The organism is Photobacterium sp. GB-72 (assembly GCF_003026095.1).
Classification (GTDB): Bacteria; Pseudomonadota; Gammaproteobacteria; order Enterobacterales; family Vibrionaceae; genus Photobacterium.
The window spans coordinates 117,288-143,754 of record NZ_PYNV01000002.1; the positions used below are offsets into that span (position 1 = coordinate 117,288).

21 protein-coding genes and 2 pseudogenes are annotated in these 26,467 nt (G+C 35.9%); 22 read left to right on the forward strand and 1 reads right to left on the reverse strand.

All coding sequences use genetic code 11. From position 1 onward, the window contains the following. Positions 1 to 2 precede the first annotated feature (2 nt). A complete protein-coding gene (locus C9J40_RS03840; RefSeq protein WP_233220295.1) occupies positions 3 to 1,196 on the reverse strand; it encodes a YjbH domain-containing protein in 1,194 nt (397 codons plus the stop codon). A 25-nt stretch (positions 1,197 to 1,221) separates the two neighbouring features. On the opposite strand from C9J40_RS03840, the pseudogene C9J40_RS03845 reads away from it, so the two are divergent. The 22 genes and pseudogenes from C9J40_RS03845 to C9J40_RS03950 form a co-directional block, all read left to right on the forward strand. Beyond that, positions 1,222 to 2,118, forward strand: a pseudogene (locus C9J40_RS03845) (polysaccharide export protein); the annotation flags it as partial. 64 nt (positions 2,119 to 2,182) lie between these two features. Next, a pseudogene (locus tag C9J40_RS03850) lies at positions 2,183 to 4,350 on the forward strand (polysaccharide biosynthesis tyrosine autokinase). Positions 4,351 to 4,964: 614 nt separating this feature from the next. After that, positions 4,965 to 6,053 (forward strand): UDP-N-acetylglucosamine--undecaprenyl-phosphate N-acetylglucosaminephosphotransferase, encoded by a 1,089-nt coding sequence (gene wecA, locus C9J40_RS03855; RefSeq protein WP_107245805.1) that lies wholly within the window; start codon positions 4,965 to 4,967, stop codon positions 6,051 to 6,053. A gap of 36 nt (positions 6,054 to 6,089) precedes the next feature. Beyond that, entirely contained in the window at positions 6,090 to 7,172 is a 1,083-nt protein-coding gene (rfbB, locus tag C9J40_RS03860; protein ID WP_107245806.1) for a dTDP-glucose 4,6-dehydratase, read from the forward strand. Continuing rightward, positions 7,169 to 8,068, forward strand: coding sequence for a glucose-1-phosphate thymidylyltransferase RfbA (rfbA, locus tag C9J40_RS03865; protein ID WP_107245807.1), 900 nt, complete (start codon positions 7,169 to 7,171; stop codon positions 8,066 to 8,068). Before rfbB ends, rfbA begins: the two co-directional genes overlap by 4 nt. Next, complete coding sequence (locus tag C9J40_RS03870; RefSeq protein WP_158259542.1) at positions 8,049 to 9,446, forward strand: NDP-hexose 2,3-dehydratase family protein; 1,398 nt, start codon at positions 8,049 to 8,051, stop codon at positions 9,444 to 9,446. The genes rfbA and C9J40_RS03870 overlap by 20 nt, the downstream gene beginning before the upstream one ends. A 2-nt stretch (positions 9,447 to 9,448) precedes the next feature. Further along, positions 9,449 to 10,423, forward strand: coding sequence for a Gfo/Idh/MocA family protein (locus C9J40_RS03875; RefSeq protein ID WP_107245812.1), 975 nt, complete (start codon positions 9,449 to 9,451; stop codon positions 10,421 to 10,423). After that, positions 10,410 to 10,952 (forward strand): dTDP-4-dehydrorhamnose 3,5-epimerase, encoded by a 543-nt coding sequence (rfbC, locus tag C9J40_RS03880; protein ID WP_107245813.1) that lies wholly within the window; start codon positions 10,410 to 10,412, stop codon positions 10,950 to 10,952. Before C9J40_RS03875 ends, rfbC begins: the two co-directional genes overlap by 14 nt. A gap of 2 nt (positions 10,953 to 10,954) precedes the next feature. Then, positions 10,955 to 11,866: an NAD(P)-dependent oxidoreductase gene (locus tag C9J40_RS03885; protein WP_107245815.1), complete on the forward strand. Its 912-nt coding sequence runs from the start codon at positions 10,955 to 10,957 to the stop codon at positions 11,864 to 11,866. Further along, positions 11,845 to 13,053, forward strand: coding sequence for a UDP-galactopyranose mutase (glf, locus tag C9J40_RS03890; RefSeq protein ID WP_107245817.1), 1,209 nt, complete (start codon positions 11,845 to 11,847; stop codon positions 13,051 to 13,053). Before C9J40_RS03885 ends, glf begins: the two co-directional genes overlap by 22 nt. A gap of 38 nt (positions 13,054 to 13,091) precedes the next feature. Beyond that, a complete protein-coding gene (gene wzx / locus C9J40_RS03895) occupies positions 13,092 to 14,429 on the forward strand; it encodes an O-unit flippase-like protein (RefSeq protein ID WP_107245818.1) in 1,338 nt (445 codons plus the stop codon). After that, complete coding sequence (locus tag C9J40_RS03900) at positions 14,419 to 15,438, forward strand: glycosyltransferase family 2 protein (RefSeq protein WP_107245820.1); 1,020 nt, start codon at positions 14,419 to 14,421, stop codon at positions 15,436 to 15,438. The genes wzx and C9J40_RS03900 overlap by 11 nt, the downstream gene beginning before the upstream one ends. Positions 15,439 to 16,245: 807 nt before the next feature. Further along, a complete protein-coding gene (locus C9J40_RS03905; RefSeq protein WP_146144954.1) occupies positions 16,246 to 17,253 on the forward strand; it encodes a hypothetical protein in 1,008 nt (335 codons plus the stop codon). Continuing rightward, on the forward strand, positions 17,250 to 18,227 hold the full coding sequence (locus C9J40_RS03910; protein ID WP_107245823.1) for a hypothetical protein: 978 nt from the start codon (positions 17,250 to 17,252) through the stop codon (positions 18,225 to 18,227). The genes C9J40_RS03905 and C9J40_RS03910 overlap by 4 nt, the downstream gene beginning before the upstream one ends. Further along, positions 18,217 to 19,086: an alpha-1,2-fucosyltransferase gene (locus C9J40_RS03915; protein ID WP_107245826.1), complete on the forward strand. Its 870-nt coding sequence runs from the start codon at positions 18,217 to 18,219 to the stop codon at positions 19,084 to 19,086. The genes C9J40_RS03910 and C9J40_RS03915 overlap by 11 nt, the downstream gene beginning before the upstream one ends. Further along, positions 19,079 to 19,825, forward strand: a complete 747-nt coding sequence (locus C9J40_RS03920) for a glycosyltransferase (RefSeq protein ID WP_107245827.1) — start codon at positions 19,079 to 19,081, stop codon at positions 19,823 to 19,825. Before C9J40_RS03915 ends, C9J40_RS03920 begins: the two co-directional genes overlap by 8 nt. A gap of 1 nt (position 19,826) precedes the next feature. Next, the gene (locus tag C9J40_RS03925) at positions 19,827 to 20,921 is read left to right on the forward strand and encodes a glycosyltransferase (protein WP_107245829.1); all 1,095 of its coding nucleotides are present in this window, start codon (positions 19,827 to 19,829) and stop codon (positions 20,919 to 20,921) included. 8 nt (positions 20,922 to 20,929) lie between these two features. Further along, positions 20,930 to 22,111: a GDP-mannose 4,6-dehydratase gene (gene gmd, locus C9J40_RS03930; RefSeq protein ID WP_107245830.1), complete on the forward strand. Its 1,182-nt coding sequence runs from the start codon at positions 20,930 to 20,932 to the stop codon at positions 22,109 to 22,111. A gap of 5 nt (positions 22,112 to 22,116) precedes the next feature. Continuing rightward, positions 22,117 to 23,079 (forward strand): GDP-L-fucose synthase, encoded by a 963-nt coding sequence (locus C9J40_RS03935; RefSeq protein WP_107246051.1) that lies wholly within the window; start codon positions 22,117 to 22,119, stop codon positions 23,077 to 23,079. A 2-nt stretch (positions 23,080 to 23,081) separates the two neighbouring features. Next, positions 23,082 to 23,537, forward strand: coding sequence for a GDP-mannose mannosyl hydrolase (locus tag C9J40_RS03940; protein ID WP_107245832.1), 456 nt, complete (start codon positions 23,082 to 23,084; stop codon positions 23,535 to 23,537). An 18-nt stretch (positions 23,538 to 23,555) separates the two neighbouring features. Continuing rightward, a complete protein-coding gene (locus C9J40_RS03945; protein WP_107245834.1) occupies positions 23,556 to 24,962 on the forward strand; it encodes a mannose-1-phosphate guanylyltransferase/mannose-6-phosphate isomerase in 1,407 nt (468 codons plus the stop codon). Between the two features lie 2 nt (positions 24,963 to 24,964). Then, positions 24,965 to 26,389: a phosphomannomutase gene (locus C9J40_RS03950; protein WP_304590044.1), complete on the forward strand. Its 1,425-nt coding sequence runs from the start codon at positions 24,965 to 24,967 to the stop codon at positions 26,387 to 26,389. Positions 26,390 to 26,467 lie beyond the last annotated feature (78 nt).

Sequence of the window (26,467 nt, forward strand, 5' to 3'; positions counted from 1 at the left end):
TGTTACTCTACGGTTACTTTCACATATTTGATGTATGCATTTCTTAAACGTTGAGTGTTTGCTTTGAAGTAAGCAGGAGAAAGTCGGCCACGGTTCTCATATTGACGAACAATATTATGCTGAAGATCCGATGAAGCCCCTAAACCAGAGTTTAAGTTATTGTGGCTTTCACCGACGCGTGTTTGCAATGAGTATACAAACTGATCGATACCACGTACCTGAGCATAGTTAGGCTTCATATCACGCCAAGGTGTTAATGGGATGGCAATACTAACGGCAACAAAGTCTTCATATTCACTACTACCTTTTGCTTTCGAAGTTAGGTAGTTAATACTTAATTTAGTATCTCCTAACCAGTGACTAGAAGTTACACGTGCACCGACATCACTTTGGAAATATTCGCCTGCTTGAAGGCCTAATTGCCAGTTATATTCTGGAAGTGAATAGGTATAGTTAGCTAATACACTTTGTTTATCTGCAATTTTTCTTCCTCGAGCATCATATTCGTCTTTAGATATGAATTTACTCGCTTCAAAACCCAGCATGTGATCGCCTTGTGGTGAGTACCATTGTGTTTCATTTATCCCTCCCCAGTAGCCGCCCATCATGTAGCCACCACTAAATTGAGTAATGATATTTTGTGGCAGTTTAAATGCTTGATGAAGAAGTGCACGGTCAAGCTTGTTTTCAAACGCTTGCTGATGCCATAAGCCACCTTGGTCAAAATCGTCACTATTATCAATAGGTACCATATAACGCAGATCAACAGCGGCACCTTGCCATAGTGGGGTATAAAGGTTGGCAGCAAGTGCGAGAGAATAATCAAAGAAGCCATATTCTGTTGCTGTTCGGTGATTTAATGCGGGAGATAAAATCACTTGGCTACGACCAAAACCGCTATTCATGGTTTGGTATAACCAAGTCGTTTGGTCAAAGTTAGGCTTTGCACTTATGGTGTTAAAGCTAAGTTGCTTACAAGGGATATCTGATTGAATAAATTCACGATAACATTGTGTTTCCGTGTTTACTGCAAACATTGGTAATCCGTTAGTCAGTAAAATTAGCTCAACACTTTGTTCTTGGTTTTGTTGGACAAGAGCCTTGCCATCTGATTTTTTAATGAGTCGAGCAAGATCACTAAAGGCGCCGTCGCCAGCTTTGCTAGTAATAATACCCAGAGCATCAGCGCGTACCAATCAAATGCTTGAGAATGAATTAAAGCATTATGAGTATCACATTGGTCCGGGAGATATTTTAAATGTCACTATTTGGGAGCATCCTGAACTAACGATCCCTGCGGGCTCTTATCGAAGTGCCAGTGAAGCGGGTAACTGGGTACATGCTGATGGCACTATTTTTTATCCTTATATCGGTAAAGTAAAAGTGGCTGGTAAAACCGTTACCAAGGTACGTAAGGAAATTGCCCGTCGATTAGCCGCTTATATTGAAGCACCATAAGTTGATGTAAATGTCGCCTCGTTTCGTTCTAAAAAAACCTATGTTACGGGTGCTGTAAAAAATCCTGGGCCGCAAGCAATAACCAATATTCCATTAACACTACTTGACGCGGTGAATAAATCGGGTGGTTTAGCAAAAGATTCTGATTGGCGTAATGTAACCTTGACGCGAAATGGCAAAGATCAACAAGTCTCTTTGTACGCTTTAATGCAACGTTGTGATTTAACTCAAAACCGTTTATTACAAGATGGCGACATCGTTCATGTGCCAAGAGATGACGCGCAAAAAGTCTTTGTGATGGGTGAAGTGAATAAGCCGCAGTTGTTAAAAATTGATCGTGCAGGCATGAGCTTAACAGAAGCACTCAGTAATGTGGGTGGCATTAATGAATTAGAAGCCGATGCGACTGGGGTCTTTGCTATTCGTTCTAAAGAAACCGCCAAGCCTAATGATCCTATTGCAGACATTTACCAGTTAAATATTAAAGATGCGACTGCACTTGTTATTGGAACTGAGTTTGATTTAAAGCCTTACGATATTGTGTATGTAACGGCAGCGCCAATTGCGCGTTGGAATCGTGTCATTAAACAATTACTACCGACGATTACCGGATTTAATAGCTTAACTGAAGGTGTTAATCGTTTTGTCTATTTGAAGTAGATAAAACGTCGAATTTAAAACAGCAGTTAAATAAACCTATATTGACTCGAATGGAAAATGATTCATGAGTTTAGCTCAAAATTTAACGAACAAAGCGACACCTAATAATAGTGATGAAATAGATCTTGGTAAGCTATTTGGAATATTAGTTGATAACCGTTGGAATATTATTGTTCTCACCTTACTCTTTACTTTTATTGGTATTACTTACGCACTTATTGCAACACCAATTTATAAAGCCGATGCCTTAATTCAAGTGGAACAAAAAAGTACAGGTATGCCAGCCCTTGGTGGCGATATGGCTGATCTTTTTTCTTCCGAATCAACAGCCACCACTGAAATAGAAATTATTAAGTCTCGTATGGTATTAGGCGAAACCGTCGATAAGCTGAACTTAACGATTGTTGCTACGCCTAATTACATGCCCGTTATCGGAAAAGGCTTGGCAAGGCTTACAGGAGACAGCGAATCTATTGCTATTTCTCGATTCCTTTTACCCGATTCAGCGCTACAAAGTGGTTATGTATTAACGGTTACTAACAGTAAAGACGGTGATTACATGTTAGCAAATGCTGATGGCCGAGAAGTACTAAAAGGACAAGTCGGAAAGCTGGCTGAAAATAAAGGTATTAGCTTATTAGTCACCGATGTGAACGCAAAAAATGATGCGACGTTTACTTTAAGCAAAATTAGCCGACTGGATGCGATTCAAAGCTTACAACGTGATTTATCGGTGAGTGAGCGAGGAAAGCAAACAGGTATTCTTCAGCTTTCAATGACAGGGGAGAATCGCACTAAAATAAAAGAAATATTAAATGACATCAGTCAGAATTACTTTTTACAAAATGTAGAGCGTAACTCTGCCGAAGCTGAAAAGAGTTTAGTGTTTTTAAAGAAACATTTACCTGAAATTAAAAGCCAATTAAATAATGCTGAAGACAAACTTAATCATTATCGTCAATTAAATGAATCAGTTGATCTTAATTTAGAAGCAAAATCAGCGTTAGAAGTGATGGTAAATGTTGAGTCACAGTTAAATGAACTTACGTTTAAAGAAAGTGATATTTCACAGCGATTTACGAAAGAGCCCCCAGCATATATTGCTTTATTGGATAAACGTAAAACCTTACTATCAGAAAAAGCACGCTTAAATAAACGTGTAGAGAAATTACCGAAAACACAACAAGAAATTTTACGCTTAACCCGTAACGTTGAAGTTAATCAGCAAATTTACGTTGAATTGCTAAACAAAGTCCAAGAGCTAAGCATTGTAAAAGCGAGTACTGTCGGTAACGTGCGTATTTTAGATTCAGCACAAAGCTATTCACAGGCAGTGAAACCGAAAAAAGCCTTAATTGTGGTTCTTGCAACACTACTAGGCAGCATGTTGTCGGTTGCTATTGCTTTACTTCGTGCAGCGTTCCATAAAGGGGTTGAAACGCCAGATCAAATTGAAGAAATTGGCTTACCTGTTTATGCTTCAATTCCATTATCTGACTCACAAACCGAGCCACTGAAAAACAAAAAGGTAAAAACTTAACGGTAGAGCAAACCTTGTTAAGTGTTTATAACCCCGCCGATTTATCGGTTGAAGCACTACGAAGCTTACGTACAAGCTTGCACTTTGCGATGATGGAAGCAAAAAATAATGTGCTAATGGTATCAGGCCCTAGCCCTAATATTGGTAAATCGTTTGTATCTGTAAACCTTGCCTCAGTGATTGCAAAAGCGGGCCAAAAAGTATTAGTGATTGATGCTGATATGCGAAAGGGCCGAATGGAAACACAATTATGTACAGATAATAAACCAGGCTTGTCTGATTACTTATGTGGCAAACAAGATTTTAGCCATGTTGTTCGTGAAACGGATGTGAACGGTTTAGAATTTATACCTCGTGGTGATACGCCGCCAAATCCATCAGAGTTATTAATGCACCCACGTTTTAAAGCATTAATTGAGTGGGCAGGGCAGCATTACGATATGGTGATTGTAGATACACCGCCTATTTTAGCGGTAACCGATGCTGCTATTGTTGGCGCCCATGTAGGAACCACCTTATTAGTGGGTCGATTTGAGCAAAATACCGTTAAAGAAATCGAGGTTGCCAAACAACGCTTTGAACAAAACGGCATTGAAGTGAAAGGCTTTATACTTAACGCCATTGTTCGTAAAGCAAGCAGCACCTACGGCGGAAATTATGGCTACTATAATTACAGCTACGACAGTAAGTAGCTTTTTAATAGCTTTAGAAAGTCGTAAGTTGTTGTTGTCTTGTTATGATTAATATCCGTTTGAAAAATGAACGTTTAAATAGAGTTCACTAGTGAAAAGAATGACATAACTATCACTTACAGATAGGATACCTTTCCTTATTGGAAATGATATAATACCCTTAAAAATACGACTGGAAAGATTTAGCTGCTAATTGGTAATAGCATATAACCAATGGGCGGTAGCGTGCCTATATCAGGCTAGTTGGTGGTATTTCTACCCTAAAGCGATTTAGTTTGCTATATGAATTAGGTTGTTTATGAAATTTTTAAGGCCTATTCCCCTAAAAGCCCGAAATCTCAGTTTTTAAGTGATTTTTCAAAACATTAGCCGAAATGCTAGTGTTTTTTTATGTCTCAAATTTGGCAAAAAGCGTCTCATAGCCATCAAAAGTCTGACGATGAAGAATGAAAAAATTCAACTATTAAACTGGAATAACGCCCAAGCATAGGCAATAAAGAAAGACTGAAGCGTCTTAAATACGTGAATAAAGGATATGATTATCTCACCACAAATCATCTCACTAACAGTAAAAAACACAAACCATCTCATTACAAATAGAAGTTGGCTGTCATATGAATAGTGCTTACATCGTTGTCTTTATAACGTCATTCCTTACGTTATTTCTTATGCGAAAGGTCGCCAAAAAGATTGGTTTGGTGGATAAACCGAATGCCCGAAAACTCCATCAAGGGGCGGTGCCTTTAGTGGGGGGGATTTCCGTGTTTTTAGCACTGTGTGCTGTTTTTATCATATATCTGCCTATGAACTTAAATCTGGTGCTGTATCTGTCATGTTCAGGGGTGTTAATTGTACTGGGCGCGCTTGATGATAAGTTTGATTTGAGCTTTAAAATTCGTTTGTTTGTTCAAGCGGGTATTTCGCTAGCAATGATCGTCATTGGTGGTCACAGTTTGCATAACCTCGGTTATTTAATGGGCAGTGAAACCATCGCACTTGGTGAAGTTGCAGGCTCTATCATTACCATTATTGCTGTTATTGGTGCCATTAATGCCTTTAATATGGTTGATGGTATCGACGGTTTATTAGGGGGATTGGCATCGGTGACCTTTACGGCGTTAGGCGTCGTGTTCTTTACCAGTGGTAATGAGTATCTCGGTACGTTTTGTTTACTGATTGTTGCAGCACTAATCCCCTATATTTTATTAAATTTAGGTTTCCTGTTCGGCAAACGTTATAAAATCTTTATGGGTGATGCCGGCAGCATGTTCATCGGCTTTTCTGTGGTATGGATGCTTATTCGAGGCACGCAAGAGCCTAGCATTGATGCATTTAAACCGGTCACTGCACTTTGGTTAATTGCGCTACCGTTAATGGACATGGCAACGATCATGATCCGTCGTGTACGTAAAGGGCATTCGCCATTTAAACCCGATCGTGAGCATTTACACCATATTTGTCAGCGAATGGGATTATCACCGTTAATGACGCTATTTGTAATTTGTTTGATGGCAAGTATTTGTGCGGTTGTAGGTCTTTGGGCAGACATGAATGGCGTTGAAGAATCGACCATGTTTATAGCCTTCTTAGGGCTATTTGCTGTTTATTTTACAGTGATTAACCATATTTGGCGTATTACTTCGTGGATTAATAAGTTACTGGGCAGACCAAGTTCGGTAATATCTACTTCATCCAATAATTAATAATATAAATCAACTAATAATCATTAAGGATAAATTGTGAAAATTTTAGTTACAGGTGGCGCTGGTTTTATTGGCTCTGCTGTGATCCGTCATATTATAAATAATACACAAGACGAAGTAGTTAATGTTGATAAGTTGACTTATGCAGGTAACTTAGAATCGTTACAAGAGGTTGAAGATAGTCAACGTTATAAATTTGAACAAGTTGATATTTGTAATCGAACTGAGTTAGATCGCGTATTTGAACAACACAAGCCAGATGCAGTTATGCATTTAGCAGCTGAAAGCCATGTTGATCGTTCTATCGATGGACCAGCAGCCTTTATTGAAACCAATATTATTGGTACTTATACGATGCTTGAGGCAGCTCGCCAATACTGGAATAGTTTAGATGAAATACGTAAATCAGCTTTTCGCTTTCATCATATTTCAACTGATGAAGTGTATGGTGATTTGGAAGGGACAGATGACTTATTCACAGAAACGACATCATATGAACCATCAAGCCCATATTCAGCATCAAAAGCATCAAGTGATCATTTAGTGCGAGCATGGTTACGTACTTATGGCCTGCCAACAATTGTGACTAATTGTTCAAATAACTATGGTCCGTACCACTTTCCAGAAAAACTGATCCCATTGATGATCTTAAATGCTTTAGACGGAAAGAGTTTGCCTGTTTATGGTAATGGTATGCAAATACGTGACTGGTTATATGTCGAAGATCATGCATCAGCACTTTACACCGTCGTGACCAAAGGTGAAGTTGGTGAGACATACAATATCGGTGGTCACAATGAGAAAGCCAATATTGAAGTTGTTAAAACTATTTGTTCTTTGCTTGAAGAGTTTGTACCTAAAAAACCTAATGGTGTTAAGAAGTATCAAGAGTTAATCACGTATGTTACAGACCGTCCAGGCCACGATGTTCGTTATGCCATTGATGCTTCAAAGATTGAGCGTGAGCTAGGTTGGAAACCTGCTGAAACTTTTGAATCGGGAATTCGTAAAAGTGTTGAATGGTATTTGAATAATAAAACATGGTGGAGTCGAGTATTAGATGGTTCATACAGTCTTGAGCGTTTAGGTACAGCGGTTAATAAGGAAGTGAAGAAATGAAAGGGATTATTTTAGCTGGGGGATCTGGTTCTCGTTTATATCCAATAACTCAAGGTGTATCTAAACAGCTTCTTCCAATTTATAATAAACCGATGATTTACTATCCTATTTCAACGCTTATGCTCGCTGGAATTAGAGATATTCTTATTATAACGACTCCTGAAGATAATGATTCATTTAAACGTCTATTGGGTGATGGGTCAAAATTTGGAATTCGGCTCTCTTACGAAATTCAGTCATCACCAGATGGTTTAGCACAGGCTTTTTTGATTGGAGAGCAATTTCTTGATGGAGATAGTTGTTGCTTGATATTAGGTGATAATATTTTCTTTGGCCAGTTCTTTACTCAATTACTACGTAATAGTGTAGAAACAAATGATGGTGCAACAGTTTTTGGCTATAGAGTAAAAGATCCTGAACGATTTGGTGTTGTAGAGTTTGATAGTAAAAAACAAGTACTATCTATTGAAGAAAAACCTGAGCACCCCAAATCGAATTATGCCGTAACTGGTCTCTATTTTTACGACAACAGTGTTGTAGAAATGGCAAAACAGGTTAAACCTTCAGAGCGTGGCGAACTCGAGATAACGACACTTAACCAAATGTATCTTGAACAAGGGAAATTGAAGACGGAAATATTAGGACGCGGATTTGCTTGGTTAGATACGGGAACTTTTGAAAGTCTTCATGAAGCATCTTCATTTGTTAAAACAGTGGAAAATGTACAAGGTCAGGAAATTGCCTGTATTGAAGAAATAGCATGGAAAAATGGTTGGTTATCCAAAGAATCTGTTCGGGAAAGAGGACTGTCAATGTCTAAAAATGGATATGGTCAATATCTTTTGAATTTAGTTAATACAGATGATTCGAGTGACAATGGCTACTATAAAATATGATAAAAACCATTTGACGGAACTACTTTTACGGTCTTGGTCATTAACTGAGACAAAAATGTCCTCTTTGGCTGAACACTTTGATTGGGTACAAAGACTCAATGATGAAACTAAGGTTGTATTGAAACGAACATCGCTTTCAGAATGTGGTGATTGGTATTATGATGTGGATGTTGGGGAGATCCGTAATTCAAGAGGAACTTTCTTTAAAATAACAGGTGTCAGAGAATCCTTGAATGGTAAGACACATACAGAGCAACCGATTATTTTACAACAAGAAATTGGATTTCTTGGTTTTTTGTGCAAAGAAATTGATGGGGAACTGTATTTTCTTGTACAAGCGAAAATTGAACCTGGTAACGTCAATAAAATACAACTATCCCCGACGATACAAGCAACAAGAAGTAATTTCGAGCAAAAGCATGGTGGTAGACAACCGCAATATCTAGAATATTTTGTAAATGCTAATGATGATAGCGTCTTGTATGATCAAATTCAGTCAGAGCAATCATCTCGATTTTATGGTAAACGAAATCGAAATATTATTGTCATTACGCAAGAAGATATTCAAATTAGTGAACGATTTCGATTCATGACCCTAGGTCAGCTCAAAGCTCTGATGGAAGTTGATAATCTTGTTAATATGGATGCTCGTACAGTGATATCGTGCTTACCATATGATGCACAGATAGTGAGTAACTGGCCGTCTATTTTTACAGATAAAGCATTTTATAATTCTTTAGCAAACTCCAACGAGAGTGAATTAAAGCGAGTCATTCGTCTGTTGAATGACAAAAAAATGTACTCAAATCGAACCAAAGCTCTAGTGAAACTGAATAGCTTGAAAGAGTGGCATTTAGACGATTTTAAGGTATATGGTGTTAATAAAGCATTTAAAGTAGGTTTTTTTGAGATTGAAATTGAAGGTCGAGAAGTAACAAGATGGCATCAACCGTTGTTTGAAGCTATTGGAATGGCAACGCTTGGCCTTTTTACTACTGTCATTGGTGAAGAGAGAAAATTTTTAGTCAAGCTTACCGAAGAAGTGGGGTGTTTTGATGAAGTTGAGTTGGGTCCAACAATTCAAATGGAGCCCAATCATCATTTTGATAGAAGTAATGCTGTTGAATTATTGTTTGAGCGTTTATATAAAGCTGGTGACCAAATTTCACATAATGTGATTCTCTCCGAAGAAGGTGGGCGTTTTTATCATGAGCAGAACAGAAATGTGATTATCGATGTTGATACTAAATACTTGTCAATGCTAGAAATCCCTGAGAATTATATTTGGGTGTCGTTTCAAACATTAAATCAACTAGTGAAATTCAATAATATCTTGAATCTTCAATTACGAAACTTGCTCAGCCTATTGAGGATCTAATTATGTCAATTAATATTGCTATATTGGGCGCTGCGAATATAGCTTTAAACCGATTTATGCCTGCTTTAAAAGCAATTAATTCGATTAATTACTTAGGTGTAGCCTCAAATTCGCAAAATAAAGCGGATACTTTTAAGCAAATGTTTGGTGGGAGAATTTTTGCTTCTTACGATGAGGTAATAAATTGTGCTGAAGTTGATGCTGTTTATATCCCATTACCACCAAGTTTGCATTATGTTTGGGCGAAAAAAGCACTCCTAAATAATAAACATGTATTTTTAGAGAAACCTTCGGTTTTAGAGAAAGAGCATGCATTTGAGTTAGTAGATATTGCCAACAAGCGTGGATTGGTGTTAGTTGAAAATTATATGTTTGAATATCATGCACAGCTTACTAACATAAAATCAATTATAAATGAGGGAAGTATTGGTGAACTTAGATTTATCAACAGCCAATTTAGTTTCCCTTTCCGAGGAGCAGAAGATTTTCGCTATTCGAAATCAATGGGGGGGGGAGCATTATATGATTGTGGTGGCTACCCAATTAAACTTTTAAGTTTATTGATGGGCGATAATATTCAGGTTGAGCACAGTAAACTTAATATTGATGAGCGCTTTGGTGTGGATACTAATGGTATTGTATCACTGTCGAATTCAAATGGCGTTTTAGGGCAAGTATATTTTGGTATGGACGATGTGTATAGATGCTCTGTTGAAATTGTGGGGTCAAAGGGACGTATTGTATCTAACCGAATATTTACAGCTCCCGCGGATAGCGATATTTCGGTTGAAGTAACTGTGAATAATGAAATATCTCAACATACTCTCAGAGATACGCAATTTACCAATATTTTGGAATACTTCAATCAAGCTATAAGTCAAGTTTCACTAAGAAAGCATGCATATACTGGGCTGCTTAACCAAGCAACACTTATTTCACAAATTAAAAAGTATCAGGAAGACCATGAAAATTACTAAAACGGAACTCGATGGTGTACTTATTATTGAACCGAAGATCCACAGAGACGATCGAGGTTACTATTCGGAAATTTATTCTGAGCGAAGTCTTTCTGATAAAGGTATTTCTTTTCGTGCGGTACAAGATAATCATATAAAATCAAAGAAAGGTACGTTACGAGCAATTCACTTCCAAAATAACCCTAAAGCACAAGCGAAACTAGTTCGATGTACAAAAGGTAAAGTGAATGACTTCATAGTTGATTTAAGAAAAGACTCACCGACGTTTAAAAAGTGGATAATGGTAGAGCTCAATGCGGAGAATGGACTCCAAGTACTTATCCCGTCAGGTTTTGGTCATGGTGTTCTTGCGTTGGAAGACGATACAGAGGTCATGTATAAAGTCGATGAGTTATACCATCCAGAGCATGATAGAGCTATCTTTTGGGCTGATCCTGAACTAAATATTGAATGGGGAATAGAGTCGCCGTTACTGTCAGAAAAAGACAAAAACGCACCGTATTTGAAAGATAGTGATGTGAATTATTGATTATGAAAACGATTGTTATTACTGGTGCCTCTGGTTTTGTTGGTAAGGCTTTATGTAAAAAAAATTTGTCTGAAGGCAATCGTGTCGTTGCGATAGTAAGAAAGAAAGATAGCCTTAATGAATTTATTGATAGTCCAAATCTTCTTGTGATTGAAGCATCACTAGAAAATTATAAAAGCCTTGAAAATGATGCTCTTTTTTCTGCCGACGTGTTTTATCATATTGCTTGGGATGGTACATGGGGAAGCGCATTTTCTGATTATGAAAAACAACTAAAAAATGCCATATACGCTTGTGATGCTTATCAATTAGCATCGCGTCATAGAGTATCACGATTTATTTTAGTCAGCACAATCAATGCTTACGAAATTCACCACTATTTACACAATCCTACGAAAAATCCACGTATTGCTTGTATTTATGGTACGGCAAAAATTGCAGCTCAATTGATTTGTAAAACACTTGCACAGCAGTCTGACTGCAAGTTTGTGTTGGCCACTTTACCCTCAATCTTTGGTCCTGGTGATTATTCAGGAATGGTACAAAATATATTGATTAGTAACTTTTTGGATAATATTTCTCCGAAGCTAGTCGAGGGTGAGTTTAAATATGATTGGGTCTATATTGATGATGTTGTAGATATGCTAATGCTTCTCTCATTAGAAGATTTGAAAAGTGACTCTTATTATTTAGGAAATAGTGAACCTGGAACGTTTAAAGATGTGGTTACACAAGTTAGAGATGTTTTAAATCCAAGCGTTGAACTTCAATTCGGTTCATTTCCAGATGTCAATGCAATAGATTATAATTTAATAGATACTAACAGAGTCTATAAAGAATTTGGGTATCTTATCCAATCTGACTTTGAACGCTCGATAAGGGAAACAGCGAAATGGTTACAGAAAAAAAAATAAACGTCCAAGATTTTGATGTTGTAGTTGTCGGTAGTGGGTTTTCGGGTGCTATATTTGCGAGAGAATTAGCTGAAAAGCACAATAAGAAAGTACTCGTTGTTGAAAAGCGTCCTCATATTGCTGGTAATATGTATGATGAATATAACGAGCACGGTATTCTAGTGCAGCAATATGGGCCACATTTTTTTAATACAGATAAAGCTTGGGTACTTGAGTTTTTAAAAAAATATTGCGAGCTGATTCCACATGCTGTCACAGGAAGAAGTGAAATTGACGGTAAATATGTTCAATTGCCTTATAACTTTCAGACAATACAAGATTTGCTACCCTTAAATGAAGCTGAAGAGCTTTACAAGTTAATGAGAGAAGAGTTTTCAGGAGAAGATCGAGTTTCAATCTTCTCTCTTCTTGAAAGTAAGAATAAAAAAATCCACGATTTTGCAGAATTACTGTATGAAAAAGCATTTAAGCCATACACAATGAAGCAGTGGAATCTAACAACAGAGCAAATTGACAAGAGTGTCTTAAACCGTGTGAAGTTTGCATTAAACTTTGACTCTAGATACTTAAATAAAGATTTTCAATATTTACCAAAACATGGATTTACAAAGTTATTTGAGTCTATGTTAAATCATCAAAATATAAAGATAATCTGTGATTGTGACGCATTAGCACATATTTCTATTATTGAAGATACTGCTTATTATGATGGAGAGTATGTTGAATCAATAGTTTATACAGGCCCTATTGATGAACTCTTTAATAGAGAGTTTGGGATATTACCTTATCGTTCGTTAGAGTTTACATATGAAAGTGTAAAGACAACGGAACATTTACTACCATCAGATTTTGTATCATATCCTCAAACTAATACTTTTACTAGAAAAACAGAGTATAGAAGGTTTAACTATGAGATAACTGGTCAAGAGTACACAACGATTGCAGCTGAGCATCCTTTAGAATATAACCCAGATGGTCAGGTAGGAAATGTACCTTACTATCCAACGATTACATCTGATAATTTAAAGTTGCTCAAGAAGTATCAAATTAAGGCAGATTCGATAAATAATTTGATTCTTGTAGGTAGATTAGCTGAATATAAATATTTTAATATGGACTTAATTATTGAAAATGCATTCCATAAGTTTGAATTATGTAAAGAAAGATTTGGTTGGCTAAATAAATAGCAATACATTCTACTATCAAGTATCTGCGAGAATAAAAGTTGATAAAAGATGTAACAAAAAAAGATGTAGCAATAGGTTTCTTTTCTCAGTTATTAACTATCGGCTCTGGAATTATTATAATTCCAATTGCCATAAAATACCTGTCAGCACAAGACCTCGGCTTATGGTATGTGTTTACAACTCTCATCTCATTGGCTTATCTACTTGAATTTGGTTTCCTGCCAACTATAAGTCGTATGACATCATATGTGTACGGTGGTGCAAAAGAATTAAGAGCTCAAGGTATCCCAGAACAAGGGAAAAAACTTGAACTACAAATTCTAAAAGATTTGCTAGAAGCATCAAAACAACTCTATGCACTGGTGGCAATATTGGCCTTCATTGTATTGTTTTTTTTGGGGACTACTTATTTAGATAGTTTTCATGAATTTGGTAAGAATCAAGAAATAGCATGGTATGTTTTTCTGTTTATAAGCGTGATAAACCTATACTTTACGTTTTATAATGGAATAATAATTGGTAGGGGAGAGCAGCAAGTAGTCTATTATATAAATGCAAAATCAAAGGTCATAATGTTAGCTGTATCGACAGTGATGCTGATCAATGATTATGGGTTATTATCAATGGCTATTGGTACGCTGTGTTCAACTTTGTATTCTAGATATGAGCTTAATAAGCATTTATATCGTTCTGATGAAATGCTTGAAATTAAATCAACGGGACTAAAAAAGAAAGAAAACTATATAAGAGTATTATTTAGCGCTTCATATAAGTTGGGTTTGACTAGCTTAGGTGGTTTTCTTATATTAAGAAGTAATATGCTCTTGGCTTCATCATTCTTAGGATTGAAAGTTGCAGCAAGCTATGGTTTAACCGTCCAAGCTATTAATATTTTAAGTAGCGTCAGTTCGATGGTTTTTGAGTTAAATCTTCCCAAATTTAATAGCCTTCAATCTTCTGGTAAGCGTACAAAATTAGCAAGTTTAGTTCCAAAAACTATTTTTTTATCATTGTGTTCTTATACATTAGGAGCGGTGGTTTTATTTTTTATCGGAAGTGAAATACTAACGTTCATTTCTTCAAATACTAATATAGTTGAAAGCTCAATATTATTGCTAATGCTAGTTATGTATTTTTTGGAATTATCACATTCGTTGGCTGCGAGATATCTTACCACTCTAAATATAGTTCCATTTTTAAATGCAACAATTATATCTGGAGTCGCAATTGCTATTTTGGGCTACATTGTTGTAACTGAAACTAATTATGGTTTGTTTGGGTTAGTTGGTATACAGACGCTCGTACAATTATCTTTTAATAATTGGTATTGGCCGTTAGTAATGATAAAGCATTTAAGAGGTAAGCGTGAATTTTGATTTAAACCATAAATTTAATACTTTTGAAAACAACGCTGGAATTAAGTCATCTTTAATCATTGAGAATTGTAAAAGGGAAAAATATGATGTTTCGATAATGATACCTACTTATAATAGGCCTGTATTATTGTTAGAAACACTTTTTTCGGCAATTAAACAAAAGACATCACTGTCTTATGAAATAGTAATTATTGATGATACGCCAGAATGTGTAATCAACAATGATATTATCAGTATAATCAATAATGAAAATAATTGTGCCATTCGTTATTTTCATAATGATACTAATATTGGACTTTTTGGTAATTGGAATAGATGTATAGAACTTGCTCGTGCTGAATGGTTCACTATACTCAATGATGATGATATTCTAGCTGACTCATGGTTAGATGATATGATGGCCTTGAAGGATAATAACTCTTTTGTTGGTTGTCGGTGTAAACGATTTACTGATATTAAAGAAATATCTTCCTATTTTCAGAGTGGTTATTTTAGAAAAGAAAAAGTTAGACATAAAATTGTCCCTATTGAACATTTATTTTTTGGTATGTGGACAAACGGTACATTAGGTACATTATTAAATAAAAAGATCGCTCTAGATATCGGTGGCTTTGATGAGAAATTATATCCAATGTCCGATTGGCATTTTTATTTTAAATATGCGAATGTAAAAAAGCTGAAAATAATTAATGAAAATTTGGTATTTAATCGTTGGCTGGAAAATGAGTCGATGAAGTTAGATGTAGTAAAAGGACAAATTAAAACAAATTTAGAGTTTAGAACTTTTCTATTAAGAAGCGATTTATTAAGGTTAAGCCCTATAAAATACATATCTTACAGGTTTATTGGTCATGTAATAATGGCTAAGGCAATGAGAATAGCAGAGAAAGAATACTCTACATTTTCTTTCTCCAAAGAGTCAAAAAGAATTGGTTTTTCATCTTTATATCTCAGGGTTATTTCTTTTTTTCCATATGGGAAAATAAAAAAGATAATGAATATTTTATAAGGAACTCTCTCTATTTTTTAGTGAGTTAGGTCTAATTATAACCATTGTATATTCGCCAATATGAATAAGGAGGGTGTTTATATTTAAATGCCCACTTTAAAAAAGAGGAGTTAAATTAATAAGAACCTCTTTTTTATTGTTTCTCTTTTTGTTAGGATTATATACTCATTAATTTGAAGCTGCTGACTGAATGCTTGAGTTGATTCTTGTGATAAATAACGTTATTAACCACTATTTTAGGTCTTAATTTATTGTCTCGTAGACAATCTTTAATATGTTGACGAACTATTGTTTCATGGTTCAGAAGTAAATATGTAATCTTTTCAAGATACCAGTAATTACTGTCATGAATAAATGCGTTTATATAGTCACGAACATATTTAGCACGAGTTTTGTATAGGCCATTCTTGTTTTGTTGTTTCGTCAGCAATTCTTCATGTTTTAACCATGACCGTTATTCTATAAAAAATCAATTACCTTTGATGAGCAGGGTATATACTTAGTTATTGACTTTTAATATAAAATTACCTGTTAGAATTATGAGTATTTCTTCTTTCTCGGTATCAAAAGTTTTATGATATCCGTGATAAGTGTATTTAAAAGTACTGCGTGTCAAAATAATTTTTCTGTTTTATGATTTGATTTATATCAACTGTACTTATTAATTGTTTGATAAAACTTTATAATTAATAATCTAACTATTTATTTTCTATCGTTATTATTTTATTCATGTGTCATGTAACTATGGTGTTCGGGATAATTATATCTGATAGGAGAATTCACTTTATATTTATTAGAGAAAATAATTTGGAATTTATAACTATTTCTAATTATGTATTAGTTACTCATGAGACTATTCCTGCTTATTTGGTGTTGTTGACTTATTTTGTCTTTTGGGTGTTGTGTGGCTTAATAGCGGAGAAAAGTAGAATAGGTGCAAGCTTACTTTTTTTCGCCTTTTTTTCTTTAATAAGCATTTTTTATTCTAATAACGGACCAGACAAGGGTAGTTATGCGACTATCTTCCTTCATTTGAAGGATTTTTCTGACGTATTTCATTACACTAACACTATTGACTCACCAGTATATTATATTAGTATGGTTTTTACTAAAATGCTGGGGATGTCATATGATACATTCTTTATTTTTCAGAATCTAATAATAACCTTTGTATTGGCTTATGTTATATCGAAACAAAGACAAGGTGTTCACCTTGCTTTTTATCTGATTTTTAGTCATTTTTTGATACCTTTTTCAGTACGAGGCCATCTTTTAGTTTTAACTTTTCTTTTCATAAATACAAAACAGTCGAAGATATTTTGGTCACCTATCTTATTATTTATACACCCTTTAATTTCAATTTTTCCTTTGCTAGCATTGAATTCAGAAAATATATTGAAGTACAGAAAGCTCTTTCTTATCCTTTTTTTATTAGTTGCATTTCTTTGTACTGGATTTTTTTATTCAAAGATGTATGCATATATAATTGAATCAGCCATCTATGCTAACAAAGTAGCAATTATTCCTTTAGGGGTGATACTTGCCTTATTGCAACTTTACGTATTTTATCCGCCTTTAAAAGATCATGTAAACAGCTTAGAAAAAGTACTATTATTTTTACCTTTGGTTTCGTCTTGTTTAGCTATTTTCTTTCCTATGTTTGGACGACTTGTATTCGCTTTTGATGTTGTTTATATCATGTTGGTTATAAAGTACAGCGTAAGATTAAGCTTTATGAAAATATTTTTATTAACGCTATTTGCATTTGTCAGGTTTGCTAAAAATTATTTGATAATGAGTTATTTTATATTATGATATTTACATTTAAAAATCCCAAAAATTTAGAGGGTACTGGGATTAACTTCCTAAGAACTTTAATATACAAATATATAAAAGGCAGTACTCAAACATCTAGCCTTTTACTTTTGAAGCGGAGGTTTACAAAAAATACTGAAAAGGCAATTTTTTGCCCTGTAGGAGTAAAATGTTTTTTGTCTAAACCTGGTGATGTTATTCTTTTACCAGATGATTCATTCAGATCGATATCAAGTGTCGCGAAGGTAAGGTTTTTTAATAAAGAATACGCTAAAGCAGCATATCAATATGTAAGGTTGTTCTTTTATTTTTTATTATTTACTTATCTTAAAGGCAGAAGATTATTGACTGTGTCCAAAGAAGACCAGCAATCACTACAGAAAAGGTTTATCAGGCATGATATTGATTATGTAAATCATCCAATTCAAATGAAAATAAATAAATGTAAGCCAAAGAGCTTATCATCATATGAATTCAATGATATGTTATTCTTAAATTTACAAGACTTTTATACTTGTTCTCCTCAAAGCTTCTTTACTGAAAATCATGATTGCTTATTTAAATTATCTAAGCTAGGTTTTCACGGTTCTAATGCTAAAAATTGGAGAAAAATTGCAAAAATCAAAGGTTATCATAATGTTACTGATTATGATTTCGTAGAAGATTTTCCAGAATTTATTAAGGGATTTGATATTGTTGTTATGCCTCTGATCGCTGGTGCTGGGGTTAAGAATATTATGCTGAATGCGATATACTTAAACGTTATGGTTTTCGGGACGAAAGAGGCGTTTTCAGGTGTTCCAGAGGAGTTATATAAGCCATTTTTAGTTAATAGCATGAATGATATTAATTATAGAATATTGAATAATTCATCATTTGAATTGGAACGCCATTTTAGTAAATTGAGAAGTTTTATAGTTGATGAACATTGCTTAGACAAATTTGTATCAAAGGTTTTAAAAAATGACATGTAAAGTTTATGTTGATGGTGGTCTTGGAAATCAGCTTTTCCAAGTAGCTTTAGCTATATATTTAAATAAAATTAAAAATAAAGATGTCATACTAGATGTTTCGTTACTTGAAGGTAAAAAACAACATGGCGGTATAGACTTTAGATTCCTTATCGATATCGAAGATTCTATAAAAATAGAGACTGGTGATTCATTAGATACTATTTTGGTATCAAAAGGTTGGGGTGCGAAAATGTTTCGTACCTTTCTCAGAGCTTTAAGAGTTAAAAAAATATCAAATTTCCTATTATATGATTTTGATGCTGAATCAAAATTTAGCTCTATAGATTTTAACTCCGCTTCAAATAATTACCTAGGCTACTTTCAATTCCCTGATGCGGCTTTATTAGTTAAAGATATTATGTGCTCTAAAATTGCTGAACTACGTAATAAGGAGTTGTCGAGTGTCAGTTGTAGCAAATATAAAGATAAAGTCGCAATACATATTAGGCGAGGAGATTTTCTAGAGTCTAAATGTAGAAAACACGGTACAGTTGATATTGATTATATTAATAAGGCTATGAGTTTATTTGGCAAAGAACAAGAGTTTATGGTTTTTTCTGATGATATTTCATGGTGTAAAAGTAATATAAATGCACGAAATGTATCTTTCTCCGATGAGAAGTCTGCGTATTGTGATTTTTTAGCTATGACTCTTTGTAGTTCATATATTTTAACAGCGAGTACATTTGGATTTTGGGCTGCTTTTTTTAGTATAAATTCAGAAAATAAAATGAATGTGGTTATATCGAAAGATTTGTCTGCAAATTTTTTATCAAAAGAAAATACTAATAAATTAACTTGGAAATGTGAGTATGTCTAATTTTTTCAGTGTCATTATGTGTGTCAATCGAGATGATGGCTATTTATCTGAAGCTATAGAAAGCATTCTTATGCAAGATTATGAAAATTTTGAGTTTATAATAGTTGCTAATAATTGCTCTGATGATTTGTGGAATAGTCTATTAATACTAGATGATAGAAGAGTCAAAGCCTTCAGAACAAATGTAGGGCAATTAACATTTAACCTGAATTATGCGCTGGATAAAAGTAAAGGTGATTATATCGTTCGTATGGATGCTGATGATATCTCTCTTCCAGATAGATTAAGTTATCTTAATCATTATTTAGGCACAAGTTCGGAAGTTGATATACTTGGAACTTCTGCTTTGTTTGTTAATGAACTTGGCGAGGAGTTATATTCATATTGCCCACCGTTAGATAACATTAAAATGAAAATGTTGTTTAAGAATCCTTTTGTGCATCCAACAGTTGTTATGAAAAAGAGTTTTCTCATGAAATTGAGAGGCTATTCTGGAGGTTTTCAATCAGAGGATTATGACCTTTGGCTACGAGCACGTCGTGATGGGGACGTGGTATTTAAAAATACGGATAAGATTACTTTAAAATATCGTATTAACCAGAATCAGTCTCGTGGTTCAAAGTTAGCATATGCAGAGTCTGCTTCTTACTTGCTTAGAGAGTTCATTATTGAGCCATCATTTATTAAGTTTTTTTCAATATTTGTTTCTACTTTAAAAGCTTTTATAAGAGGTCAATAAGGTGCTGGTGTTTCATGCGATAGTAAATACATTCACATCTAAAAGATTTGTCGAGCCTTTAGTTAAAGCTGAACAATTAAGGGGGTTAGATTCGCAACTAATTATAGACCCAATTGGAGGGGAGAATAAATTTTTAAAAGAGCTTACTGTCCGCTATAAAATCTTAAGTTTTGATTTTACATTAAATCCTGTTTTTTTCTTTTTACGATTATTTAATCTTGTTAAATTTATTCTTTTAAATAAACCTGATGTCATAGTATGTCACATGACGAAAGGTGCTTTTATTCCCCTCATCGCTTCTCATCTTTGTAGGGTTAATAAAAGAATATACTATAATCATGGTGTGCCATACCCTGCTTATAATGGATTTATGAGGTTTGTATTAAAAACAATTGAACGTATCAATTGTTTTAATTCAACAGAAATTATGACAGTTAATGAAAGTCTTAATGATTATATTCGGCCATTAACAAAGAAGAATATATCATCATCTATCCCAGGCTCAGTTAGTGGAGTGCCTAAAGAATTTCATGACTTCAACTATTCTTATGATAATTTTTTGAACGATTTTAATATAACTGAAGGCTGTAAAACCTTTCTTTATGTTGGTCGTCCTCATAAAAGAAAAGGTTTTCATTTACTATTAGATTGCTTTTCAAAAAAAGAACACCGTAATGATTTTATTTTGTTAATTGCAGGTTGCACTCAAAAGGATATAGATGATTACTTTGGACGCAATATAAAAAACGTAATTGCTTTAGGAGTTATATTAGATCTAAGGCCTTTATATGAAATGAGTGATTTCATCTTGTTACCTAGTTATCATGAGGGGTTTGGTCTGTCAATTATAGAAGGTATGACTCTTGGTTGTGTACCTATAGTATCCTCTATTAAAGAACTTGATTTAGTTTGTGAGGGCATAACATCTTTTCGTTTTGATTTAAATTTGGATGACTTTGAAGTTGCGATTGAAAAGGCGCTGGTATTGGAATCAGATCAACTTAATATATTTAAAGAAGAGGCTATTGGTAGTAGCAAAAAATATAGTGAAGAAATAGTCACAAATAATTACATTAGAATTTTGTATGAATCATAGGATACAACATGTTTAAAAAAGCGTTTATAACTGGAATTACAGGACAAGATGGCTCATACCTTGCTGAGTTGCTGTTAGACAAAGGTTATGAAGTTCACGGTCTGATTAGACGTGCATCTTCATTTAATACAGAGCGTATTGACTCTGCAATAGCACATCACGGGAATATTCATCTTCATTATGGTGATTTAACTGATTCATCGAATCTCATTCGATTAATTAAAGAAATTCAGCCTGATGAGGTATACAATCTAGGCGCAATGTCTCATGTAGCTGTATCTTTTGAATCGCCAGAATATGCTGCTGATGTTGATGCAATGGGGACCATTCGTTTACTTGAAGCCATTCGTATCAATGGTCTTGAGAAGAAAACTCGTTTCTACCAAGCTTCAACATCCGAGTTGTACGGTGAAGTACGTGAAATCCCTCAGCGTGAAACTACACCTTTCCACCCGCGATCTCCTTATGCTGTCGCTAAAATGTATGCTTACTGGATTACGGTTAACTACCGTGAATCTTACGGCATGTACGCTTGTAACGGTATTTTATTCAACCATGAGTCACCACGTCGCGGTGAGACCTTTGTAACACGTAAGATTACGAGAACTATAGCTAACATTTCTCAAGGTTTAGAATCGTGTTTATATTTAGGTAATATGGATGCACTTCGTGATTGGGGACATGCAAAAGATTACGTTCGTATGCAATGGATGATGCTACAACAAGATGTGGCCGATGATTTTGTTATTGCGACAGGTAAGCAAATATCAGTGCGTGAGTTTGTTCGTATGTCTGCAAAAGAAGCGGGTATTGAACTTGAGTTTACAGGTGCTGGTGTTGAAGAGATTGCAACTGTTACTGCAGTTGATAGTAAAAAAGCACCAAACGTTACCGTCGGAGATGTGGTTGTTCGTGTGAGTCCTAAGTTCTTCCGTCCTGCAGAAGTTGAAACCTTGCTAGGCGACCCAAGCAAAGCAAAAGAAAAGTTAGGCTGGACACCAGATATTACCGTTGAAGAAATGTGTGCTGAGATGGTAGCAAACGATATTAATAAAGCCAAACAACACGCTCTACTTAAAGCTAATGGCTTTGATGTGGAAATATCTGTTGAGGATTCATCTTCATTTTCGAAAGCGATTGATGAGCTGTTGGTAAAAGCTCATGGTTTAGCGGGTGATGAAAAAAAGTAATGGCCATGAAAAAACGTATTTTTGTTGCTGGTCATCGCGGTATGGTGGGTTCAGCGATTGTTCGTCAATTATCTCAGCGTGACAATGTTGAAATCATTACGCGTACACGTAGCGAGCTCGATTTATTAAATCAACAAGCAGTCAGTGATTTCTTTGCCGAAGCACGTATTGACGAGGTATATCTCGCTGCAGCAAAAGTAGGAGGTATTCATGCTAATAATACTTATCCTGCTGATTTCATTTATGAAAACTTGATGATGGAATGTAATATCATCCATGCTGCTCACCAAAACGATGTTCAGCACCTGCTATTTTTAGGTTCATCGTGCATTTATCCTAAGTTGGCTGAGCAGCCAATGACCGAATCAGCATTACTTACAGGCACGCTAGAAGCGACTAACGAACCGTATGCGGTTGCAAAAATTGCCGGTATTAAGTTATGTGAATCGTACAACCGTCAATACGGTCGTGATTATCGCAGCGTGATGCCAACGAACTTATATGGTGAGAACGATAACTTCCACCCTGATAACTCGCATGTAATTCCAGCCTTAATGCGTCGGTTTCATGAAGCGAAGTTAAACAACGACAACGAAGTGGTCGTGTGGGGTACTGGTACACCAATGCGTGAATTCTTGTTTGTTGATGATATGGCTGCGGCTTCTATCCATGTGATGGAATTAGATAACGAAACTTATCAAGCCAATACTCAACCAATGCTATCACACATTAATGTGGGTACTGGTGTTGACTGTACTATTCGTGAAATGGCAGAGACCATGGCAAAAGTCGTGGGCTTTGACGGTGATGTGATCTTTGATAGCACTAAGCCGGATGGTACACAGCGTAAATTAATGGATGTGAGCCGTCTTGCTGATTTAGGTTGGCGCTATAGCGTGAGCCTAGAAGAAGGTTTAACGCATACCTATCAGTGGTTCTTGGCAAACCAAGATAACTTTAGGAAGTAATGATGACACAACGGTTAGATACACACACATTCCAAACCGTTGTGGCACATACCCCGCTTATTTCGCTTGATTTAATCGTTGAAAATGCAGAGGGTCAGGTGTTGCTTGGGCAGCGCCTGAATAAGCCAGCACAAGGTTATTGGTTCGTCCCTGGTGGGCGCGTATTAAAAGACGAAACCTTGGCAACAGCATTTTCTCGATTAACGAAAGAAGAGTTAGGGGTAGAGCTACAATTGTCTGATACGGCCTTAATTGGTCCATTTGAACACTTTTATGATGATAACTTCTCGGGTGATGATTTCACCACGCATTATGTTGTATTGGGTTACCGTTTAAAGCTTGATGTACCGCTGACGCAATTACCCAAAGAGCAGCATGGCCACTATCAATGGTTTGATGTGACAACTTTACTTGATGCTGACAATGTTCATTGTCATACCAAGCTTTATTTTATCTAAACAAAAGAAGAACGGATTATGCTTCTACCTGTAATCATGGCAGGCGGCTCAGGTAGCCGTCTTTGGCCGTTATCTCGTACCCTTTATCCTAAACAATTCTTAGCGTTAACCTCGAATGCAACCATGTTGCAGGAAACGGTTAAGCGTCTTGATGGTATTGAGCATCAAGCGCCATTACTGATTTGTAATGAAGAGCACCGCTTTATTGTGGCTGAGCAATTGCGCAAAGGCGGAATAGATAATAGTGGGATCATCTTAGAGCCTGTTGGACGTAATACCGCTCCAGCTATCGCCCTTGCAGCACTTAAAGCCGTTGCCAATAATGAAGACCCATTATTATTAGTATTAGCAGCTGACCATGTTATTCAAAACACCGATGCTTTTTTATTGTCAGTCCAACACGCTAAAGCAGAAGCTGAAAAAGGCAAACTCGTCACTTTTGGTATTGTGCCTACACACCCAGAAACAGGCTATGGTTATATTCATCGTGGTGAGGTATTAAATAATAATGCTTATTGTGTGGATGCCTTTGTTGAAAAGCCTCAATTAGAGACGGCGGAAACATATGTTGCCAGCGGTGAGTATTATTGGAACAGCGGTATGTTCTTATTTAAAGCGTCTCGCTACTTAGCTGAGCTTGAAAAATATGCTCCTGAAATATCGGTTGCTTGTAAGGCCGCAATGCATGATACCAAGTCTGATTTAGACTTTACTCGTTTAGATAGAGACATTTTTATGGAATGTCCCGATGACTCTATAGACTATGCAGTGATGGAAAAGACACGAGATGCAGTTGTGGTGCCAATGGATGCGAACTGGAGTGATGTAGGTTCTTGGTCTGCATTGTGGGAAGTCAATGATAAAGATGCGTCAGGCAATGCGACTCGCGGTGATGTGTTGGTTGAAAACACAAATAACAGCTATATCTACTCACAAGATAAGTTAGTTGCCACTGTTGGGGTTGAAGATTTAGTTGTGGTTGAAACTAAAGATGCGGTACTTGTGGCGCACAAAGATAAAGTGCAAGACGTGAAAGGCATTGTTGGTCAGCTTAAACAAGCCAACCGCTATGAATACTTGCAACACCGAGAAGTGTATCGCCCATGGGGAACACATGATGAAATCGCAGAAGGTGACCGATTCCACGTTAAACATGTGATGGTTAAACCGGGTGAGTGTACTGCTACTCAAATGCATTACCACCGTGCTGAGCACTGGGTGGTTGTGAAAGGGACTGCCAAAGTAATCAATGGCGATAAAAGCTATTTACTGACGGAAAATGAATCAACGTATATTCCTATCGGTTCTCCGCATTCGATAGCGAATCCAGGACAAATCCCTTTGGAGTTAATTGAAGTACGTTCTGGTGCGTATTTATCGGAAGATGATGTGGTGCGTGTTGAGGATTATGGAGTAGGGTACTAATGATGTTAGTGTCAAAAGAGGTTATTAAAGAATCGGGTATTCTATTTGGTACCAGTGGTGCTCGAGGATTAGTTGAACAGTTCACCGCTAATGCTTGTGCTGCTTTTACTCATGCATTTATTACATCTATTCAAACACAGTTTGAATTTCAGCAAGTTGCTATAGCGATTGATAATCGACCAAGTAGCCCGGCAATGGCACAAGCGTGTGCCAAAGCGATTGAGCAGTTAGGGCTTGAGGTTATTTATTATGGTGTGGTACCAACCCCCGCATTAGCATACGTGTCAATGCAAGAGAATATCCCTTGTATTATGGTCACAGGTAGTCACATTCCTTTTGACCGTAATGGTTTAAAATTTTACCGTCCCGATGGTGAAATCAGCAAAGCGGATGAGCAGGCTATTTTAAATGCCACGGCTGAATTCGAATCGATTACAGATTTACCAGTCTTAACTGTAAGTAATAAAGCGGTAAGTCAATATATTCAGCGCTACACTTCATTGTTTGACAGCCAAATGCTGGCAGGTAAACGTATTGGTATTTATGAGCATTCAAGTGCAGGTCGCGATTTGTATGGACTACTATTTAAAGCATTAGGTGCTGAAGTCATTGCTTTAGAACGTAGTGATGAGTTTGTACCGATTGATACGGAAGCAGTATCGGATGAAGATAAGCAAAAAGCGAAATTCTGGTCAAAAGAATATAAGCTTGAGTTTATTTTCTCAACCGATGGTGACGGTGACCGACCATTAGTCGCTGATGAGAACGGTGATTGGTTACGTGGTGATATTTTAGGTTTATTGTGTGCTGATACGATGAATATTGATGCACTAGCCATACCTGTTAGCTGTAATACCGCTATTGAAAGCTGTGAGCGTTTTAACCATGTAACGCGTACAAAAATAGGTTCACCTTACGTAATTGCTGAATTTGATGTGTTATCGAAACGATATGACTCAGTGGCGGGCTTTGAAGCTAATGGCGGATTTTTATTAGGCTCAGATGCTTTAGTTAATAATAAAGCGATTAAAGCATTACCAACACGTGATGCAGTCTTACCTGCACTCATGCTGTTAGCTGCAGCAAAAGAAAAGCCAATATACGAGTTAGTTAATGACTTACCTCTTCGTTTTACACACAGTGATCGCATTCAGAATTTTGCGACTGATAAAAGTTTAGATATTTTAAATAAAGCTAAAGATGATACTTCCCATTTTCTGCTGCAATTAAAATGTGATGAAATTGAAGTTGAATCAATTGATACAACAGACGGATTAAGAATTAGTCTTGAGAGTGGGAATATTATTCATTTCCGCCCATCAGGTAATGCCCCAGAACTTCGTTGCTATGCTGAATCGTCTACAGTTGATCATGCCATTTATTTAGTTAATCATGCACTAGAAAACATTCAACGTATATCTTGTTAAATTTTTACCTAAAAAACAGCCCGATATTAAATCTAATATCGGGCTGTTTTTGTTTTGGATGTTAGTCAGGTTTCGCCA